The organism is Novosphingobium sp. GW835-FHT14H07 (assembly GCF_058793515.1).
Map to the genome: position 1 here is coordinate 1 of NZ_JBXAFX010000002.1, position 19,413 is coordinate 19,413.

Sequence of the window (19,413 nt, forward strand, 5' to 3'; positions counted from 1 at the left end):
TACGCCCTCCGCCGATCCCGACACACCGTATTCTCATCTTGATTGTCGCGCTTTCTCACCCTGATCGTCGCGCGACAGGTCAGGAAGACGGCAAGGCACCCGACCTCCACATTCTGGATATCTCCTGTGGCAGCAACGGCAGGGGACATCGCTGCTCGTTTACGCTGTTGCGTGATGGCGGCGTGCGAATGGCCTTCAACGAAGCAGCCCCCGACCGGCTCATTTGCACTGCCCAGTTCGTTCGTCGGGAAGAATCTGGCGGGTGGATGGTGAAGCATCGACCGCCGCGCGGCTCCAGGCACAGCCGGACGGACATGCAATGCAAAGCTGTGTCTGCAAGCTGATCCTTGGGCATGCATGGGCGCAGATTGCGGACTTTACCCCCAAGCGGAACTCTGGAGCCGCTCTTCATCGCTCCACCGTCGACGCCGCTCCGGCCCCGAAAACACAGTGATCTGACCCATCCACCGCTCCTAAGCGCACTCACAAGCGCACGCTTAAGACCGCTCACACGCCCACCCGGCAAGGCGCGGCACGCCGGATGGATACAATCTCGTTTGCGGCGAGGATGGCAAAGCGTGGATAGACGCGCAGCTTGTCGTCTGAGGTGATAATGCTGGTCGCGGTACAGAACGCTTGCGATGCTGCTTTTTGTTGCGAGATATGTCCTGCGGGTCTTGGCATAGATCACCACATCGCTGTCGCGCCTTCCGCCTTGAATCCGGTCGTTCGCGCTCAATTTTGACGTGATCGATTCTTGCCGTTCGTTCAGCACGCTGTAGCAATGGCGGAAAGACTTGGGTTGGGACAAAGCCGACGTCCCCACGAGGCAACTTGAGCGTCCGCCGTTGCCAGAACTCGACATTCGAGTGCGGAATTTCACTGCGGCTCCGAACGCAATAGTTCGGCCGATGGCGCTTCGACGGCTCATGGGTGCTCAGACGAGGAACGCTGACATTTTTTGAGGTGGCCGTGACGAGCGAAGACCCGGTCGCGGATGATTAGCACGTATCCCCGATCATCTGGGTTCGGACATTCGTTTAAGCGGCCAAGGCGTCGGCGGATTGCGACGAAGTTTAGGTGGGTAGGGGTTGCCGTAGCGGCGGCTTTGTACGATCAGCACTGGATACACTTTTCCCAAAGATGAGACAGCATGCCCGATCGTGCCACTCTACGTTTCGACGCCCTCGTTTTTACAGCACTCGGTTTGGAAACGGCCGCAGTCATTGGACAATTAACGGAGAAGGCGCAGATCCAGCTTGGCAACTGCTGGAGCACAACGGGCATCTTCAACGGACTTAGGGTTGGAGTAATCGAGGTCGGGGCCGGCAACTCGACGGCAGCGGCTGCTGCAGCAATGGCGCTATCGAATTGCGCTCCGCCGATCGCGGCATTCGTCGGTGTCGCCGGAGGCGTGAAAGACGTCAGCCTAGGTGACGTCGTGGTCGCGACGAAAGTCTACGGCTACGAGTCTGGAAAAGAGAAAGCGAACACTTTCGCCCCGCGAGGCAGCGGCCAATCCGTCGATTGGGAACTGGAACAGCGAGCTCGTGTCATTCGTCAGGCGACTGCGTGGCAGGAAAGGATCAATCTCGAAGGTTGGGGTGAAAAGAAGCCGTCGATCTTCGTCGAGCCGATTGCAGCAGGAGAAAAGGTTGTCGCTAGCAATCGCGGTGCAACTGCTAAGTTCATCAAGGCGCAATACAGCGATACGGTTGCCGTCGAGATGGAGGGCCGAGGATTTCTGGATGGCGTCCGAGTCTCGGGCGCGAGCCGTGGTATTATCGTCAGGGGCATCTCCGATCTGCTTTCTGGCAAAGCCCGAGCTGATGCCGAAAGTTGGCAGCCTCGCGCCGCCGCTGCTGCTGCTGCCGTCCTGTTCGAGATACTCTCGCTCGTGAATGAAAAGGTCGAGCCCGAGTCCGCAAATTTCGGGAGCGATACAGATGGGGCAGACTACAGGCTTCTTAATGGGCGAACTGAGTTGTTGCGAACAATACAGGCCGCGGTCCGTGATGGTGCGCCTCGCTCCTACTCGAATTTCGTCACCAGCTTGGAAGAGGCGCGAGCGGCGTTGGCTAAGGCTGACGAGGCAACGCTTAAAGCAGCCTTAGCTGCTGAAGCTATCAAGTCGAAGAGACAAAGATCCCGCTCGGACAAATCGCCAAATCCGTTGATTTTGAAATCTGAAAATCTCGGACTGGCTTTGTGGAGTTCCGGTGATGAATACCTTGGAAGCATGTCCGATGGTGAAAATTGGGGCATAGGTGTATACAAAATCTATACAATATCTGAGAAGTCTTCCCCTGACCATATTGCGTTTTATCGCGGCGAAGTTCAAGGGAAACGTAGTCTTGGTTCCATTGGAATCTATGAATTTGCAAAGGGATCTCTGTTCGCAGGGACTTGGTCGGCGAGCCATCCGCGAAGAGGGTATATGAACTTTATCGGACGCGACGAGCCATTTGACTTCTACTTCGGGGAATTTCGAGAATACACCACTAAGTCGGGTAATCTCTGGAAGCCGGGTGGCCTCGGTGTCGGCATATCGCTAGAAACTCAAACAATCACTTGCGGCGCATTCGAGCAGGGCGTTGGCGACAGCAGTGCATTAACGATCCCGTATATGTAAGGTACACCCCAAGTAGCCGACCACTCTCGAAGGTCCGTTTCCGGCAGATGCGGACCGTTACTCGCGCTGCGCGGAAAGGCTCACTTTGGTCGGCTGCTGCCGGAAGCGGCACGCCGCATCGTGGTACTGTGCGCGGATCGAAACGGCTAAGGCGAGTGACGGCCTTTGCCCCGAAATGTGTCATTCGCGTTTCGTCTGCCTGACAGTTAAGCGGGTGGAACGTTGCGAGTAGCTTCAATGAGGGCTTTGTTTCCGGCTCTCAATGTAGATAGGGTTGGAATAGAACCATAAATCGGCCCATGGATCTTCTCCGGGAATGTCCGACGATGGCTCGTCTTGCCGGGTGCTCGCTCCGCGAAGCCGGATATATTTCGCATTCTTTGGTAGGGTGATGCGAACCTGCGCCGCCAGCGAACGGTAGGCAGCCTTTAGCTGCTTCCTATCCAGACGGGCAATTACCGCTGCATTACCAGTGGTTTGAGCGCCCTTGTCAACGTCGCTGGCAGAAACTGCCGTTCCACAGATGACATCGATGTGATCCAGTTCGGGAGTCAAGCCACTGGAATTGGCCGCTTTTGCTGTGCGGACACGAATGGAGACGACCACGCTGCCACCATTTGCGGTTCGCAGCGTATCTCCCATAGACGCGGTGCCTTTGGGATAATCCATTGTAGCAGCTAGGAAATCAAGGCCTTCGATCAGGTTTCCGGTTGCCACAAAGACGCGGCCACGGCGCAAACCATCGAGAATTGCTGCAGCGTTCGGTGCCGCATGAACCCAAGTCTTCGTGTACTCTCCGGGCCAGAAGTCAGCACCGCGCTCGCTCCAGTGACCATGCGAATCCGAAGAAGCGGTGATCGACCAGCGCAAGCCTGTGCCAAGCATACGGTCCCATGCACCGCCCCGCACTGCCACCATCTGATCGAAGCCCCCGAGCGTGGGGTAGCCGCCATAGAGCCCGCGCGAACCATGTGCCATGTCCTTGCCATTCTCGGGCCTTGCCGCCTGATGACCGGGCGCGCCTTCCATGCCGATTGCCACCGAGGGGGCCAGATCGTGCCATGCCATAAATTCGGACGGCGTGTGCAAACCCCATTGCTCACGCCCTGTTGCCGTGCGCGAAGGATGGTTCGCCAGCAGCACCGGCGGCACTGGCAAGGCTTGCATGAACTTGAGTGCGTCTGCCATGCGGGCCTTTGTGTTGCGCGCAGGATCTGCGGGAAAGGCTTCACGCTTGCCAAAGCGGGCTTCGATATCGCGCAGGTTGGCACGCTCGTTGGCATCCATTGGCATGATGAGGCTGGCATGCTCCCCACCCGGCACGTCAAACTCTGCACCATAAAGGAGGATAAGGCCTGGCACCGCACGCCGGGCCGCCACCACATCGGGCCAGGCGCGCTCGTAGTTGAGCGAGGAATGGCCAGGGCCTCCATGGTCTGTAGAAACCATCCAGTCGAGACCAAAGCGGCGAGCCATCTGCGCGTTCTGCAAGATGGTATGCGCCGAATCCCCTCCGATCACCGGCTCCGGGCGGCGGTGCGGTTGTGCGGGATCGGCGCGATAGGCTGCGCTGTAGATGCTGTGCACGTGATGATCGCCAGCCAGCCAGCGTGGACTACCAGAGGATGCCGCACACGCACTGCAGATGGTTGCGAGCAGTGCAAGGAGCAAGCTGGAAACCAGTCTGTGCATGGGAAGGTTTAACCTGTTCAATTGGCAGCAGGGGTTCGGCACGCCTGCGCGTTGCCGGACCCATGTTCCGCAAGGTCAGAATTTCGCGCGGATGCCAAAGTTGATCGAACGCCCGAACGTGTGGATTTCGGTGAACTCCTGTTTGCTCCCGGCATAGGAAACCTGCCGCTGGTTCAGGACGTTTACCGCCTGCACGAACGTTTCGATGTTCGGCCTGACCTGAAAGCTTGCACCGACATCAACAATGCCAAAGCCCTTCTGGAAATTGCTCACGACGTCTTCAGGTGTCGGCAGTGAAGTGACGAGCGCGCCTGCGTCGGTCACGTAATCGCTGCGATAGGTGTAGCTGACATTGAGTTCGAAGGGGCCGGATTCAAAGAACGGCGTGATCGAATAGCTCACATCCGAAACACCCTGCATCGCTGCTGCCTGTTGCCCCGATCCGGGTCTGTCGAGTTCAAGCTTGCTCGTTGCAAATGTGGCGGTGGCCGTAAGGCCGAGGCCGAAGGACAGCTTGTTGGTATAGCCGAACTCGATCCCGGTAATCGTGGCTTTGCCAACATTCACGGGTGTTGACACCAGAACGTCGACAGGAAGCGTCGAGCCGTCGTTCACGGCGAAGGCCAGTGTCCGTGTCTCGAAATCGGATGCGATGTAGTCCTTGATGTCCTTGTGGAACGCTGCGGCGGTAAAGCCACCGAACTTGTCGAAGTACCATTCGAACGACAGGTCGAAGTTCCATGACGTGTAGGGCCGCAGGTTCGGATTGCCCGCAGCGCCTGTCAGAATCAGCGTGGGATCGGCAAGGGCTGCTGCACCTTCGTTGAAGATGCGCGTCACTGTCACGCTATTGGTATTGATCGAATTGCGCAGTTCGGAAAGCGAAGGCCGGGTCATCGTGCGCGCTGCGGCAAGGCGGAACTGCACATTATCGGCAATCTTGAACGTGGCGTTGGCGCTTGGCAGCCATTCGGCATAGGTCGCCCGCGTGGTGACAGGCGTGACGGTCGTCGTGACCGCCCCGCTGCTGTTGCGGACAGCGGCCAGCGTGGTGCCATCGACCTCGGTCTGCGTCCGGATGTAGCGCAGGCCGAGATTGCCCGTCACCGGGAAGTCACCAACCATGCCTTCAAAATCCATGCGGCCATACCCAGCCAGAATCTCCTCACCGATGCGGTAAGAGTTCTGCAGATCGGCCGCCGTTGGCACCAAATCCCTGGCATTCGGGTTCACACCGTCGAATTCGGTTCCAAGCGTGTAGTTCGCATTGAACAGTGCCCAGTCCACGTTCCGCCACGGCTGCCCCTGGCCGATCGATTGATCGAAGGCATTTGCCGGAACAGGGAACTGCAGGAAAGCGTCGGTACGTGTCGCTCCTGGCCGGAGCACGGCGTTGTTGCGGTCGCGGCGCTGATAATCCCGGTAACGGTCGGAATACTGGCCGCCGAAGCGCACTTTGGTAAAGCGAAAGCCGTCGCCCCCAACATCAAGATCACGCCCGATGTTAAGCACGAAGGTCTTGTCGGCGTCCTTGGAATTGATTGGGCGAACGGCGAAGCTTTCAAACAGCATCCGCTCGCCAGTGGTTAGATCAAGATCGGTGAACAGCGCGTTGATCTTGCCATCGGCCACAACATCGTTGCTGAAATCGAAGGTGAGATTCCCGCCCTGGCCATTGGCGGTGCGATACTGCACCCGCTGGATCGGCGTATCGAGATCGCTCAACGCTTGTGCATAGCTGAACCGGGGCTCGATCTCCCAACCGCCCAGATCAAGCCGCATCGTGGCATTGAATTGCAGGTTCTCATGAACCTGATCCATGTTTTCCGCATAGTTGCGGATACGTGCGCCGCGGATCGTGCCCGCCACCAGACGGCCGTCTTCCACGACGGCGGTTGCCGGATCGAGCCGGGAAATCAGGCTGGGGATGTAATAGGTCAGACGGCGTTCGACCGTTTCGTTGTTGAACTTCGAATAGAGGCCATCAATATCGATCTCGAACGTCGATGAGGGCCGCCAGTGCACGCCGACAACGCCACTGATGCGCTCGCGGTTTTCCAGTTCGAGATAGGGCTGCACGTCACCAGGGATGCGCACGGTGCCAATCCCGGCAATCGTGGCATCCTGCCATCCGGTGCGAAGCCGGTCGAACTGAACTTCGCGCTTGGAGTATGAAGCCCCGGCGATCACGCCGAAAGTCTTGTCCTCATTGCGCCACCCAACTGTCAGCGCGCCGTTGGGATTAAGCGTATCGGTGCGTTCTTCATAGCCGCCAAACGCCGTCGCTGCGACGAATGACTCGCGTTCAAGCGGGTTGATCAGCCGGATGTCGACCGATGATCCAATCCCGCCTTCAACCAGATCGGCAGTGGGCGATTTGGTGACAACGATGGTGTCGATCAGGGCGGCGGGCAGCACCTGCAGGCGGAATTGACGGCCAGATTGGCCCGAATTGCGGATGTTTTCGTTATACGCCAGCGGCATGCCATCGAAGGTCACTGCCTGAAAGTTCGGCCCCAGGCCGCGCACGCTGATGAACTGTCCTTCGCCGGCTTCGCGCACGATCGTCACGCCCGGAACGCGTTGCAGAGCCTCTGCAATGTTGAAGGCCGGCAACTTGCCGATATCGGCGGCAACAACCGCATCTGCGATGGAATCCGACGACCGTTTCACGTCGAGCGAGCGATCCACACCTTGCGAGAACTTGGCCGTGACGATGATTTCATCGCCTGCTCCAGCATCAGCGGCGGGGAGGGTTTGCGCGTCGGCGGCCGCCGCCATGCGAGGGCTGATGATCAGTGCTCCGCGTGCGTCACGCACCACCTGCAGCGGCTTGCCTGCAATCAGGCGGCGTGCTGCCGTTTCGGCATCGAACTGGCCGGACAGGGCCGGTGCGGAAAAGGCAGCAACGGCTGCACGCGTAAACAGTATGTCGGTTCCGCTTTGCCGTGCCAGTTGCTCCAGCGCGCGGTCCATCGGTTGTGCCGCCAAGGAAAGCTGCATGCGGCGTGCCTGCGCCTGCGCCTGTGCAGGAAATGCAATCGCCATTGTCGACAATGCCAGGCCGAGCGCTGCCGACTGGCAGAGCCGCCACTTGAAGTTCGTCATTATTCAGATCCCCATCTTCAACGCCAGACCGGCGTTCAGGGGCATGACGAGACGGAGAGAATTTACCTCACCCGCTTCTGAAAATAAATTTCAGATTGCCGGAACGATCCGCACGGGGTCGCCCGTGCGCGTATCCACCCGCACCGGCAGCAACAGGCTGAGCGATTGAGCAAAACCTTCAGGATCACCGGCACGGTAAATGCCGCTGATTCGCATTGCAGCGATCCGGAGATCGTCCACGATCAACGGCCGTTCCGAGTAGCGGTTCATCTCGGCAACAGCATTGCCCAGTGGCTCGTCACGAAAGGCAAGTCTTCCGCTCTGCCATGCTGTCAGGTCTTCAAGCTCGGGACGATCAACCCGATCCTGCGCGCCTTCGGCCAAGGCGATGCGACTTCCGGGGGAGAGCGAAATCGCCCTCCCGGAGCCTGTCGCTATCCGAGCAGCCCCGCTGATTGCGGTTACCTGCGCGGCTTCTCCGATCCTGCGCACATCGATGCGTGCATCATTGGCGATGGCCTGACGAAAACCAAGATCGATCACGAAGGGCCGCGGATCGGAAGCAATCTCAAGATCCAGTTGGCCAGACATCAGAGCAAGCAGACGGATTTCACCCTTTTCCCGATACCTGATGCTGGTATCGGTATCCATCAACGCGCGTGTGCCATCGCTGAGCCTGACGCGGCGCTGTTCGCCCACGTCTGTGCGATAGACCCCGGCATGGGCGGTTTGCCAGCCCATGGTTACACCCGAAGCGGCAAGCACGGCCGCTCCTCCTGCCAGAACGGCACGTCGCGACATCGTTTTGCCTGATCGCACTTCAGGCTCAAGTTCGGCAAAAGCCCCGCGTTCGCCCTTAAGACCGCCAACCGCCGTCCAAATGGCCGATGCACGCTCGAACGATTCGCGGTGGGCAGGCTCTGAGCCGATCCACGCGCGAAAACGGTCCTCGTCTGCCGGAGTCCGATCATCTGCGTGCAATCGCGCAAGCCAGTCCGCAGTCTGCCGGTCCAAATCATCCGGCCTGCGGCGGAAGTTCACGTGCGTCTCTCTCCATCCAGTCGAGCAAATGCACCATGGCCTTGGCGATATGCTTTTCGACGGCACTCTGGCTGATACCAAGCTCGTGCGCGATTTCCCGATACTTACGCCCATCGAGCCGGTGCATCAAGAAAATCTCCCGCGTGCGCGGGCTCAACTGCGCCAGTCCCTGTCGCAAGCCATCGAGTTGCTGCCGTGCAATGAGCGCTTCATCCTGCAAGGGACGGCTGTCAGCAACACACTCAGCTGCGAGTTGATCGCCGATAAAGCCATTGATACGCCGCTCCCTGCGCCAGGCGTCAATTCCATGGTTGGTTGCTGTCCGAACCAGCAAGGCTTCTGGATTGCGAACATCAATGGAGCGGTGCTTTAGCCCCACCCAGGCATCGTGCAGCAGGTCCTCGGCATCATCACGCCTCGTCAACCTTGCAATCCGGTCGCGCAGCCGTGCCCAGCCCGTTCGGTCGGCAACAGCCTGATCAAGGAGGTAGGCGCCATCCATGGTGACGCCCTTAGGTACGTCTTATGACGCTTCAACGACGCGTTGAGTAATTTGTATTTGCTGGTCATGCTGAGATGGATGGTCACAGCCCTCACGCTGTCCATAAACTGCTGGGCCATAGCAAGATAGTGAGCACAGTCCGTTATCTAAGCAGCGATGTGGAAGATGCTCTTGCCTTGGCCGAAAACACCGAGATTTGAACAAATGCCACCTTGCAGCGCGGGGAGTCACTCTTGATGGTCTTTGGGAAAAAGCTGTCATTCATAACAGCGGTCGGGAAAGACAGCTTTTGGGTCGAGAGTAGACGCTCACGCCTTACGCGGATGCAATCGTCGATCCACCGAGGCGAGGTCGTCTGCGGTGAGGCAGCTTTGGACTTAAATGCGTGCAACCGGAAAGACCGGCGCGGTCAGCTCTGAGCATCGTGGATTAAGAATGGCAAACACTCGCGACGTAAATCGCTACCAGTGTTCTCCGCCACTAGACAGCGGGACGCTGTTCCCGGATGTTGGCTCTATGTTCAACGATCCCTCATCAGCGGCTTTTAAAGGGCGGCCGGTGGTCGCAGTAACAGCGCCACTCCGACTGCATCATCGTGCGCAAATGCCGGGCTGTTAGAGATGAGCCTTCGCTTTTCCGAGGCTGGACCGGAATTTCCCGAGCAGCTGGTCGAAGCTCTTTTGACCGGTGATGTCGTCTTCTTGTGCGGCGCGGGCGTAAGCGCGCCGCAATTGCCTGGTTTCGGCGCGCTCGTGACACGCTGCTTCGCGAGTCTCAACGTCGAAATGAGCGCGTCGGAGCGATTATCGTTCAAAGAGAACCGGTTCGAGGAAGCGCTAGGGTCGCTCAGCCGCCGGATCGTCAATCCAGCCGAAATGACTCGCGCGGTCGTGGCGGAGTTGCAGCCGCCCGCTGATGCCGATCTCTCGCATCATCGCACCATCCTGCGCCTGTCGCGCGATCTCGAAAATCGCCCGGCAATCGTGACCACCAATTTTGACACGCTGATCGAGCGCGCTCTGATGGAGACCGAGGATGCCGATCAGGTCCGTACCTTCAGCTTTGCCGGGCAGGATCTGCCGCCGCCAGGCAGCGCTGGGTTCGGCGGGATTATCCATATTCACGGTCGGATTGCTGACCCGGATGTCGGCCTAGATGAAACACCGCTAGTCGTGACGAGCGCAGACTATGGCGATGCTTATATGCGATCGGGCTGGGCGTCGCGGTTCCTGTTTGACCTCTGCCGCACCAAAACCGTCGTGCTGGTCGGCTACAGTGCCGGCGACGCGCCGGTACGATATTTTCTAAACGTCCTCGAAGCGGATCGGCAGCGCTTTCCCGATCTGCGCCCAGTCTATGCGATTGACGCGGTGGTGACGCGCGACCTGGCGGATGTCCGCTGGGCGGCGCTTGCGGTCGAGCCGATCGCCTATGAATACCAACTCAATGCGGCCGGCAATCCAACCAGCCATGCCGCCCTGTGGCCGGACTTGGAAAGACTGGCGGCCCTCGTCGAGCGACCGCGGGCGAAGCGGCGCGAGTGGGCGCAGGCGATCCTCGCCAAGCCCTTCGCCGACGCCGATGCCGCGGAACTCGATCACGCCGCTTGGCTGTTCAGCGGCCGTCGAGACCTATGGTCGCTCGCGATCCCGATCATTATCGACGGAGACTGGTTCGACTTCTTCGCCGACCGAAAATTATGGACCGAGCGCGACGCGTCCTGGATCATCGCCGCTTGGCTTGTCAGGGATCTTGCCTCGCCCGACCGGTTCCGGCGGGCGGTCGACTGGCTCGAGAAGCTCGGCAAGCCGTTCGCTGACGAACTGGCGCGACGGATCCGGCAAGTGAAGGATGCACCGGTTCTGTGGCTCCGCCTCTGGCGCCTTCTCGCGATCAGCCGACCCGATCGCGGCGACCACTGGGAAGACCGCGCCTATACGCTGATGGAGGTGCTCAAAGGCCCCGTTGTGCTGCACGCCGACATGGAACGGGCGGTGAGCTTGTTGACCCCCGCGCTCGAACTCCGGTCCGGCAGATCTTTCTTCGATGACGAACCCGCCGTCGATCCGCCGCGGCGTCTCTCCGATCTCGCCTGGCCGCGACTGACGCTTTCGGACCGCGGCGGCGCTTCGGATCTCGTTGCCGCATTGCTGGCGCTGCCGCAGCCGCTAGTACTGCTTGAGATCGCCAGCGCTAGGCTCCGCGCGACGGTCGGGCTTTCGCTCGATATCGGCACGATCGAGGGCGATTATGACGGCAATGACAGCGCTGTGCCATCGGTCGAACCGCACGGCCAGAACGAGCATCATGATGGGCCGGTTTTCTTGGTCGAGCTGCTCGCGCGGCTGCTCAAGCCGGCGGCCGCCAAAGATCGCGATGCGGTCCGCGCGCAGGCCTCAGCCTGGAAGGCCATGCCTGGCATCTTGGGGGCACGGCTTTGGCTGCACAGCTTGCGTCAGGCGGAGCTGTTCGACGCCGACGAAGCGTTCGCCGGGCTGGTGGGCCTCTCGCGTGACATCTTCTGGACGGTGCGCCGCGAGCTCGCGCTCGTGCTGCGCGACCGTGCCGGGGATGCGAATGCCGATCTGGTTGCCGCCGTCGAAAAGCGCATCCTGACTGAGGGGCCGGCCTATTATGACGGCTATGTGGTCGAGGCCGGTCAGGCGGACTGGAGGAGCCATGCTCTCGACGCGGCCATTTGGCTGCGACTCAACATGCTCGAGCAGGCAGGAAGACTGTCGGCCGAGGGTGCGGTGGAGCTTGCGGCCGTAAAGGCGCGGCGCGTCTATCTGGCACGCGGCGTCGAGGATCAGGACTTTTTCGGATCCTATTCGACGGGCGTCCATATGGTGGTAGGCGACGCGCAGCCAATCATTGATGCCGCTGAAGGCGAGCGGTTGCAGGTCGCACGCGAAGTGCTCGGCAGCCATGATATCGAGAAACAGCAAGGATGGAGCGTTTTTTGTCGCACCAACCCGAGGGGCGCGTTCGACACGCTCAAGGACGCGCCGCTCGATGACGCCAACGCGCCACTCTGGAGAGACCTCATGGGCGCGCTGTCTTTTCCGGAAGGCGAGAAGGATCCTGACCGCCGGCCTCTCGTCGTCGCGATCTTTGCCACGCTCGAGCTGGCCGAAGCACCATTTCTGGCGCTGGTTGTCGATCGCCTTGCCGATCTTTACTGGTCCTCGCCGCGCCAGACCGAACCCGCGATCGCCGCGTGGTGGCAAAGGTTGTTCGCGGCAGCCGTGGCGCGTGACACCGAGCCCCTTGACCCCACGCGTGATCTTTATGCCGACCTGATCAACACCCCGGGCGGGCGCCTAACCCAGGCCACGCTCATTGACATCGAGGCCCGGCGCAAGGCGGGTGAATCAATCGATCCGGAACTGCTGGTAGCGCTCGATGCGGCTGTTGCGGCACCGGGCCGTCAGGGCACCATGGCACGGGGCGCACTCGTGTTCGCGGCCGGATTTGTGCTGACGATCGAGGGGCAGACCGTAGCGCCGTTGCTTGAAGCCGCGCTGGCGGGTGACGGCGACGAGGCCATCGCGCTGCGCCGGGTTCTCGTCACCGATTCACGCCTGTCATCGGTCGCCTCGAGGACTTTTAGCGCGGCAGTCCTGCGCGGTGTCAGCGAGCTCACCGGTCGTGGCCACGATCTAACCAACGCCGCCGCCAAGATCATCGCGCCAGCGTTGTCGATCCTGCGCGGCGAACAGATCGAGGCGGACTGGGGCATGGGCGTCGCCGACGCCGCCAAAGCGCTCCGCACTGGACCATTGGCTTTGCGCACCGGTGTGGCCGAACTGGTGAAGCAGTGGATCCATCAGATCGATGAGGATCGCGCGGTCGCCTGGCGGACGGGCATAGGTCCGCTGCTGCTCGCAGTCTGGCCGCGAGAGCGCAGCTTTCGCGAACGAGAGTTCAGCCGACACTTTGCCGATCTGGCCGTGGAGAGCGGCGACGCCTTTCCCGAAGCGCTTGAGCAGCTCCTACCGCATATGTCGCTCCTAGAAGGGCATGGTGGCACCCACGTGATCGAGCGGTCCGGGGCACCCGAGAAATTTCCCCGTGAGACGCTCATCTTGCTGTGGAAGCTGTTTGGCCCCGGCACGACCAGCGACCTGTATGGCGTGCCGAAGATCCTCGATCGGCTGATTGCAGCGCTCCCAGCGATCGAACTGGACCGACGACTGCAATGGCTCGACCAGAAAGCCACGCGCTATGAGTGATCCGGAACCGACCCGGATCACCTTCGAGACCGTCGACCCGACTCTATCGCTCGATGAACAGAAGCGGCTAGTCGCTGATTCCGGCCGCCGACGGCATCTGAGCTGGGGGATGGATTTCGACAGCCGAGCGCTGTCACTCGACCCCGACATTCCCGATCATTGGGAAGATCAGGTGAAGGAGCTCCACCGGCGAAACCTACAATCGGCGCGCGCCGGCATGGTCGCGGAATTCGGTGAGCGCGGCATCGATGCCAAGATCGACAATTTCGTAGCGATGGGCGTCAAGCCGTTCTCGGTACTCGCGCATCACAACGCATTGTTTCATCAGGTGCGGCAGGCCTTTGTGATCGGCGCTTACTATCCGGCGTTGGTTGGCGCATGCGCGCTTGGCGAGCGCATCCTCAATCACTTAATGCTGGACATGCGCGGCCATTTCACCGCGACGCCGGAATACAAGAAGGTGTATAGAAAGGATTCCTTCGACGATTGGCGCTTGCCGATCGACACCCTAGAAGCGTGGGGCATCCTGTTACCTGATGCCGTCGTCGAGTACCGCGCCCTAATGGGTTTGCGCCACCGATCGATCCATTTCAACCCGGAGACAACGAACGCTCTGCGTGATGACGCACTTGCGGCGATCATCCATATGCGCACAATCATCGAGCAGCAGTTCGCGAGCCATGCCGTCCGCCCCTGGTTCATAGCCAATACGCTTGGCCATGCCTTTATCCGCAAGGACTATGAGGACCACCCCTATATCCGCGCGTACTTCCTCCCAAATTGTCCGTTCGTAGGGCCGCTGTTCGGCATGGCCCCCGGAAAGGGCGGATGGGAATTTTTCGACCTGCCCGATTACGGCGATGGTGACTGGACGGACGATGAATTTGCAGCGGCCTACAATGACCGTGATCCCACCCTGGTCGCCGGACCAACGGGGTAGTCCACAGGGGGAGACTTGATGAGGGCGCGGCCAAATGCAGAGCGAGGATGCGGGTTTCCGGCAAGCGATAACAGGTCGTCCCCTTAAGGCTCATCGTCACCTAGATCTTGTAGCCGGCCATACCATGGAAGCAGGTCGCCCAGCGCATCCTGGAACGGATAATCTTTGGGCTCGGTCTTCGCCGACTCCGCGTCTTGATGGAGGCTGGAAAAGATCCAGCCGACCCGGTCCCCCGACGCGATCTCGACCGTTTCCAGCAGCGACTCCGCAGTCGCGGTTCGCAGCACGTCCTCGAGCTCAGAGATAGTGCAGAATGCGACGGGGAGTCGATCCTCGCGAGAAATCGAATGGGCACTGGCATCCGCAAGAACATGGGCGCGCTCAAGGATCTGGGGAATGATGGTCGCCCGCCCCGCGAACCATTCATCAAGGGTAAGGATCAAAAGCTTGACGTCATCGGAAAGGCGCCTCGGCGCTATGCCGAGCCGGCTGTGTGCGTAGAATCGCCAAAGCTGCATCACGCCCTTGGCAATCTCCTCGTAGCCGCGATCTTCGCCAGGTGCTTCACCGAAGCGGGCGGCTACGCTCATCCGAGATGCTTTGCACTCAATCGCCAGTGAAACTGCGCCGTCCCGATCATGCATGAGAATGTCGGGGGTAGCGATAGGTCCCAAGGGCGTGCGATAGCTAGACTCCGGGTGAAACAGGACCGCTGGCAACATCTGCTTCAGCAGATCAAGCGCGTAGCTCTCAAACTTTCGGCCAACTTCATCGCGAACGGCCCCGCCCCCGCCGACCACATCGTAAAACAGTCCGTTGGTCACCCGGTCCATGATCAGGTCTGGCAAGGGGGCAATCATCGTTCGCGCGCGATGGCCGACAAGGAGACAGGGATGTCGCCGGAGGATGCTAGGCTTGTAGGCGGTTGCGATTTCCATCGCGCGAAGGTCCGCCGCTTGGGCCCGGGCGACGGCGATAGGGCAGGAGATACGCTCGAGCGTCTGCTGCAGGGTGTGTCGGGTGATTCCCCACTCGTGGATCAGGTCCATGTCCGTGGCCGGACGAATGCCGGGCTCGGGATAAAAGACCGAAAGCAGTGAGAACCCAACAAGTGTCATATCGGAGGGGGTGAGATTGGCGGCTTGCTGCAAATACGCGGCGCACTCGCCCTGACCATAGATAAAGGCGCTCCGATAGAGAGGGGGTAGCCCGACATAACCGCGCTGCCAAGAAAACTGCCGAGCACCGATCCTGCCGAGTTCGACCAAGATGCTTACGTCCTCGCGACGCGCCAGATACTCCGCGCCCTCCATCGAGCGCAGCAGATTAACCAGATCGCCAATCGCGTTCCAGTTTCGGCAATCGAAGGTTTGAAAAACGCTCTTGGGGGTCGTGAGGAGCTCGTTCGCTAGCGTCTCGAGTTCCCACGGATAAATTGCATGTGGGCCGAGAATGCCTTCCGTCGCAGCGTTAGGGGGGTAGCCGTTGAGGAAGCGCTCGGCCTCGGCAGCTCGACCCGTTTGCAGCGCGTTAAGCGTCCAAAGCATGCGCAAAAATGCTATATCATTGGCTGCCGATAGTTGCTTCGACAAGCTGGTCCGCAAACCCGGAAGTTGATCAATTCTCGCCGCGGTCGCCACCATAACGGTCCCTTAGCAGAATAATGCGGCAATCGGGCGAGTTAGGTGGCGGGTTACGGAATTAGCGGTCGTTCATTACCTCGCTTGGAATGGCGGAAAGTGGTCGGCTCCCGCCCCTTCGATCGGCAGCGACAGCGCGGCAATAGCCGCCGCATTGGCTGCCGTTCAGTGTCGTTTCTGGCGCCCCGAGAGCTGTCATTCGTTCAGACGCTTTGGGGGAACAGTTCGAAACCACCGAGCAGCTCGCAGATCAAGCGTTTCATCCCGCTGCCGAAATGGTTTAGTCAGCCGCTAAGAGAGCGGCGCGGGGAAAGAGGTGCGCTTTATCCGTCCCGGACTGACCACAGAACACATAGCTGCCATCGCGATTAGCCATCGGCGCGCCCCTTTCAACGCAACCACCCTGTCGGCCGGACGCAGAGTCACCCCCGCCACCGGACCTTGCCGGAGACGCCGCCGCTCAGTTGCAATGGTTCCGGCGCGACCTCACCCGGTGAGAAGCTGACCTCGGCGCCTACGGCCTCGGCACCATAATGGACCCAGCGGTCGTAGAGATAGTGAACGCTGTTCATGATCGCAGTGTCGGCGGTGCTTCGGACGATCGCGTGCCCCTTGAGGGGATGCTGCTTGGGTTTGATCATGTCCATCGACAAGCACAGTACAGCATCGAGTGTGCTGAACTGCCCCATCTTCCATTTGGCTTTGGTGTGGCGCTCGACGATCCGAAACAGGAGATCGATCGGGAGATTATAATCACCGGTATTGAGCAAGACCGCGATGCCAATCATGCGTTTGCTTCTCGGAGCAATGAGCGGCTGCGTCGCCTTGATTTGCCGTGCGGCCTTGTCGAGGGCTTTAGGGATGCGCGGCCGAAATTTCCGATAGAAGCGTGTCCAGTCGGATGAACTGAGCGAGGATGGATCAATCCACAGCCTTCCCGGCGCAGTGAAGTTCGGGGTGAGAATCCGGCCTCGTCGAAGCAGATCGCTGAAATAGTCATCGACCGAGTTCGCCGCGTCATATTTGCTGACCTGCTTGAGCTCGATAACCAGCTGGGCCTCGGTGGCTTCCAGGACATAATCGGCGTTTTCCGCCTTTGGCGGGATCGCCGCGACGTCGGTGACGCGATTTCCGCCGGCGAAAAGTACGAAGTCATCGAATGTGTCTTCATAATCCTGAACGCGCCGCATCACGGTGTCCGTTGTCAGAAGGCGGCTGAGCGCGTTGGTCATGACACCAAGCTAATGTTGAAGCAGCCTTTCCGCAATTGAGGGGCCGATAACCTGCGTGCCAATGACAACGGGATCCGCGAAGTTTTGCGTCCCCGGACCCACAGGTACTGGGTCACGCAGCTAGCGGAGATTGTAACGGAACTTCAATGTTTTGCCCGGCTCCGCCTCAATTTCGGACACTCCGGAATTCGCGGAGCATGATTGCCCGCGCAATTCCGGCGCTACGAAGTTAGCGCCCATCAACCAAGGGGATAAAGCGCTAAAGTCGCAAACCCTGCCTTTGCCGCGTGTTGATGGCTGACGTAATATAAGATGTGTCGGTCACGCCGATTATCGCGGCGAGGAAGCGGCAGGCTAGCGCCTTCATCTCCAATGTCAGATTGCCATTTGATCCGACACCGTGAATGGCGAAGCCGAGAGGTTCATTCATGAACAGCGCCTCATGCAACAGGGGATTGCGCAAGTCGGCCACCTCGGCAGAGCCGGTGGCGAGGTGGTCGGCCCAATCCGGGGTACTCATGCCGAGCTGCTGACACATCCAGCCGATCTTCTCGAAATGGCGGACGCTCTTTTTAGGCTTGGCCTGCGTTTCGCGAATTTTACAGGCGGCCTCAATCGCGGTGTAGAGGTAGATGAACCGCTCGAACTGGAGCGATTGCGGATTCTGGGCGAGAAACAGCGCATGGATCGCCGCAACCCACCGCTTTGCGTTGGCAGGTGTTGCGCGGTTGCCTGTCCAGAAGGCCTCTGCAACCGCGACGGCATTCTCAATCTTTCCGAGCAACACGAAATCGACGAGCTTCCCAGCCTTGATCGGCGTCGCATCCAGAAACCCGGCTTCCGTCGTCGTCAGCCTTATTCCCAGAAAGAACGAAAGCGCCCAGACGTGGAAGGCCAGATGGTCCAACCCGTCCGCCGAATTGTGGTCGATGCGATGCGTCATCGGCAAGCCGAACACCCGCGCCGAAAAAGGGCGCTCGCTGACTTTACCCCAATTGCTTACAAGTTGTGCGCCGGAATAAATCCAGTCGCTATCGACAGTTTCCGAGGCTTCAACATCTAAAACAGTCTGCGCCAGGTCGGGCAACGCGGCGACAGTCACCGGACCCGCCGTGAAATCCAACAGGCGCGGATAGTAACCAAACTCTGCGGACAACACGGTCATCAATCCCTCATGCGAATATAATCATCAGCACTATAGGTGAACATATTAACCCGGCTCGAACAAAATTCTGATAGATTTCAGAGAGCGGTTCCGCATGCCGAATTGGTGGCTGACGGAAAAGAAAGTGAAGGGGCAAGGATGGCATTCGAAATCGCAACTGCTGCCATCGGACTTGTGGGAGCCGTGATTGGTGGGGGTATATCAAGCCTGACTGCCATCTTGATTGCCCGAACGGAACGGGAGAAGTTTCGGCGCGAGCGATCATGGGATTTGCGGCGCGAGGCCTATACCGCGATCATCGGGGCGCTGGATCACGCCCGCGCCATCACCGAAACCATTGATGAGGGCTACGATGAAGATCCTCATGCCTGGGATGCAAGTGAGCATAACCGGAAAGCGCAACAGCAGATGATCGAGCATTTCCACGTCGCGCGGACCGCCGTGCACGCTAACAGGCTCATGCTGTCAAAATCGTTTGCCGCAAAATATGAGGAAATGAACCAAAGGCTGTGGGAGGCCGATAATCAAAATCTCATTCCGCCTGAAAGCGCGGAAATCGCCGCGAGAGTGATGCGTTCAATCGTCCCGGAACTGCAAGACTTGGCCATCCGGGAACTCGGCGTCACACCTTGAAGGTCGTTTTCGACATTCCATTAGGGTGGCACCGGGGCACGTGGCACGTTAAAGCAGCAGAAGAATGACAAGCAGGAGCCGACCTTGACCATCGAAACCGAAACTCTGATCACTTTGACCGCTGATATCGTCTCGGCCCATGTCGGCCATAACAGCGTTTCGACCGGCGATGTCGGCATCATGATCGGAAAGGTTTATGCCGCATTGCTGGGACTGGGCGCGCCCGCCCAGCCGGTCGAAGAAAAGCCCAAAGGGGCCGTTACAATCAGATCGTCAATTAAGCCCGATCACATCGTCAGCATGATCGACGGCAGGCCTTACAAGATGCTCAAACGCCATCTCACGCTGCAAGGCTACACGCCAGAGAGCTATCGCGAAGCATTCGGCCTGCCGAAGGATTATCCGATGGTCGCCGCCGACTATGCAGCGAAACGCCGCGACCTTGCCAAGAAGATTGGCTTGGGCCGTAAGCCCACGAAAGCTGCCGCTGTGCCAATCGCAGAACCAGCAAAGTCAGCAAGAAAGCCAAGAGCGAGAAAGGCAGTTGCTCCCCAAGGCAATTGAATGCGTCTGCCCAAGTTGCCGGGCTGAAA

At 59.5% G+C, this 19,413-nt stretch carries 13 protein-coding genes and 2 pseudogenes; 7 read left to right on the top strand and 8 right to left on the bottom strand.

The genetic code is table 11. The features are described from left to right. Positions 1-344 (top strand): hypothetical protein (locus AC1Q5P_RS02015; RefSeq protein WP_492518003.1); only part of this gene is annotated, 344 nt, incomplete at its 5' end. Between the two features lie 809 nt (positions 345-1,153). Further along, positions 1,154-2,632, top strand: a complete 1,479-nt coding sequence (locus AC1Q5P_RS02020; RefSeq protein ID WP_492518004.1) for a 5'-methylthioadenosine/S-adenosylhomocysteine nucleosidase family protein — start codon at positions 1,154-1,156, stop codon at positions 2,630-2,632. Positions 2,633-2,866: 234 nt separating this feature from the next. Here AC1Q5P_RS02020 and AC1Q5P_RS02025 read toward each other — a convergent pair whose 3' ends face one another. The 5 genes and pseudogenes from AC1Q5P_RS02025 to AC1Q5P_RS02045 all read right to left on the bottom strand — a co-directional run bounded on the left by AC1Q5P_RS02025 (position 2,867) and on the right by AC1Q5P_RS02045 (position 8,975). Continuing rightward, a complete protein-coding gene (locus AC1Q5P_RS02025) occupies positions 2,867-4,219 on the bottom strand; it encodes a CehA/McbA family metallohydrolase domain-containing protein (RefSeq protein ID WP_492518005.1) in 1,353 nt (450 codons plus the stop codon). Between the two features lie 180 nt (positions 4,220-4,399). Continuing rightward, complete coding sequence (locus tag AC1Q5P_RS02030) at positions 4,400-7,432, bottom strand: TonB-dependent receptor (protein WP_492518006.1); 3,033 nt, start codon at positions 7,430-7,432, stop codon at positions 4,400-4,402. A gap of 90 nt (positions 7,433-7,522) precedes the next feature. After that, complete coding sequence (locus AC1Q5P_RS02035) at positions 7,523-8,233, bottom strand: FecR family protein (protein WP_492518146.1); 711 nt, start codon at positions 8,231-8,233, stop codon at positions 7,523-7,525. A 93-nt stretch (positions 8,234-8,326) separates the two neighbouring features. Further along, a pseudogene (locus tag AC1Q5P_RS02040) lies at positions 8,327-8,539 on the bottom strand (FecR/PupR family sigma factor regulator); the annotation flags it as partial. After that, positions 8,448-8,975: an RNA polymerase sigma factor gene (locus AC1Q5P_RS02045; protein ID WP_492518007.1), complete on the bottom strand. Its 528-nt coding sequence runs from the start codon at positions 8,973-8,975 to the stop codon at positions 8,448-8,450. The gene AC1Q5P_RS02045 and the pseudogene AC1Q5P_RS02040, both read right to left, overlap by 92 nt. 95 nt (positions 8,976-9,070) lie before the next feature. Between AC1Q5P_RS02045 and AC1Q5P_RS02050 the strand changes: the two are divergent. From AC1Q5P_RS02050 to AC1Q5P_RS02060, 3 genes and pseudogenes are all read left to right on the top strand, one after another. After that, positions 9,071-9,175: pseudogene (locus AC1Q5P_RS02050) on the top strand (integrase); the annotation flags it as partial. A gap of 420 nt (positions 9,176-9,595) precedes the next feature. After that, positions 9,596-13,210: an SIR2 family protein gene (locus AC1Q5P_RS02055; RefSeq protein ID WP_492518008.1), complete on the top strand. Its 3,615-nt coding sequence runs from the start codon at positions 9,596-9,598 to the stop codon at positions 13,208-13,210. Next, positions 13,203-14,150 carry a hypothetical protein gene (locus AC1Q5P_RS02060; RefSeq protein WP_492518009.1) on the top strand — a complete coding sequence of 316 codons (948 nt, stop codon included), beginning with the start codon at positions 13,203-13,205 and terminating at the stop codon, positions 14,148-14,150. The genes AC1Q5P_RS02055 and AC1Q5P_RS02060 overlap by 8 nt, the downstream gene beginning before the upstream one ends. Before the next feature lie 83 nt (positions 14,151-14,233). Here the strand turns inward: AC1Q5P_RS02060 and AC1Q5P_RS02065 are convergent, their stop codons facing one another. The 3 genes from AC1Q5P_RS02065 to AC1Q5P_RS02075 all read right to left on the bottom strand — a co-directional run bounded on the left by AC1Q5P_RS02065 (position 14,234) and on the right by AC1Q5P_RS02075 (position 18,187). Beyond that, complete coding sequence (locus AC1Q5P_RS02065; RefSeq protein ID WP_492518010.1) at positions 14,234-15,790, bottom strand: hypothetical protein; 1,557 nt, start codon at positions 15,788-15,790, stop codon at positions 14,234-14,236. Positions 15,791-16,212: 422 nt separating this feature from the next. Beyond that, positions 16,213-17,022: a hypothetical protein gene (locus tag AC1Q5P_RS02070; protein ID WP_492518011.1), complete on the bottom strand. Its 810-nt coding sequence runs from the start codon at positions 17,020-17,022 to the stop codon at positions 16,213-16,215. A gap of 259 nt (positions 17,023-17,281) precedes the next feature. Further along, the gene (locus tag AC1Q5P_RS02075) at positions 17,282-18,187 is read right to left on the bottom strand and encodes a hypothetical protein (RefSeq protein WP_492518012.1); all 906 of its coding nucleotides are present in this window, start codon (positions 18,185-18,187) and stop codon (positions 17,282-17,284) included. A 138-nt stretch (positions 18,188-18,325) separates the two neighbouring features. Here AC1Q5P_RS02075 and AC1Q5P_RS02080 point away from each other — a divergent pair, with 138 nt between their 5' ends. Together AC1Q5P_RS02080 and AC1Q5P_RS02085 are read left to right on the top strand one after the other, a co-directional pair. After that, the gene (locus tag AC1Q5P_RS02080; protein WP_492518013.1) at positions 18,326-18,820 is read left to right on the top strand and encodes a YtxH domain-containing protein; all 495 of its coding nucleotides are present in this window, start codon (positions 18,326-18,328) and stop codon (positions 18,818-18,820) included. Between the two features lie 84 nt (positions 18,821-18,904). Then, a complete protein-coding gene (locus tag AC1Q5P_RS02085; protein ID WP_492518014.1) occupies positions 18,905-19,384 on the top strand; it encodes a Ros/MucR family transcriptional regulator in 480 nt (159 codons plus the stop codon). Positions 19,385-19,413 lie beyond the last annotated feature (29 nt).

Bases quoted from the DNA above. Each gene is read 5' to 3' on its own strand.
- AC1Q5P_RS02020 (WP_492518004.1), top strand. From the start codon at position 1,154: ATGCCCGATCGTGCCACTCTACGTTTCGACGCCCTCGTTTTTACAGCA.
- AC1Q5P_RS02030 (WP_492518006.1), bottom strand. From the start codon at position 7,432: ATGACGAACTTCAAGTGGCGGCTCTGCCAGTCGGCAGCGCTCGGCCTG.
- AC1Q5P_RS02035 (WP_492518146.1), bottom strand. From the start codon at position 8,233: ATGTCGCGACGTGCCGTTCTGGCAGGAGGAGCGGCCGTGCTTGCCGCT.
- AC1Q5P_RS02045 (WP_492518007.1), bottom strand. From the start codon at position 8,975: ATGGATGGCGCCTACCTCCTTGATCAGGCTGTTGCCGACCGAACGGGC.
- AC1Q5P_RS02055 (WP_492518008.1), top strand. From the start codon at position 9,596: ATGAGCCTTCGCTTTTCCGAGGCTGGACCGGAATTTCCCGAGCAGCTG.
- AC1Q5P_RS02060 (WP_492518009.1), top strand. From the start codon at position 13,203: ATGAGTGATCCGGAACCGACCCGGATCACCTTCGAGACCGTCGACCCG.
- AC1Q5P_RS02070 (WP_492518011.1), bottom strand. From the start codon at position 17,022: ATGACCAACGCGCTCAGCCGCCTTCTGACAACGGACACCGTGATGCGG.
- AC1Q5P_RS02075 (WP_492518012.1), bottom strand. From the start codon at position 18,187: ATGACCGTGTTGTCCGCAGAGTTTGGTTACTATCCGCGCCTGTTGGAT.
- AC1Q5P_RS02080 (WP_492518013.1), top strand. From the start codon at position 18,326: ATGGCATTCGAAATCGCAACTGCTGCCATCGGACTTGTGGGAGCCGTG.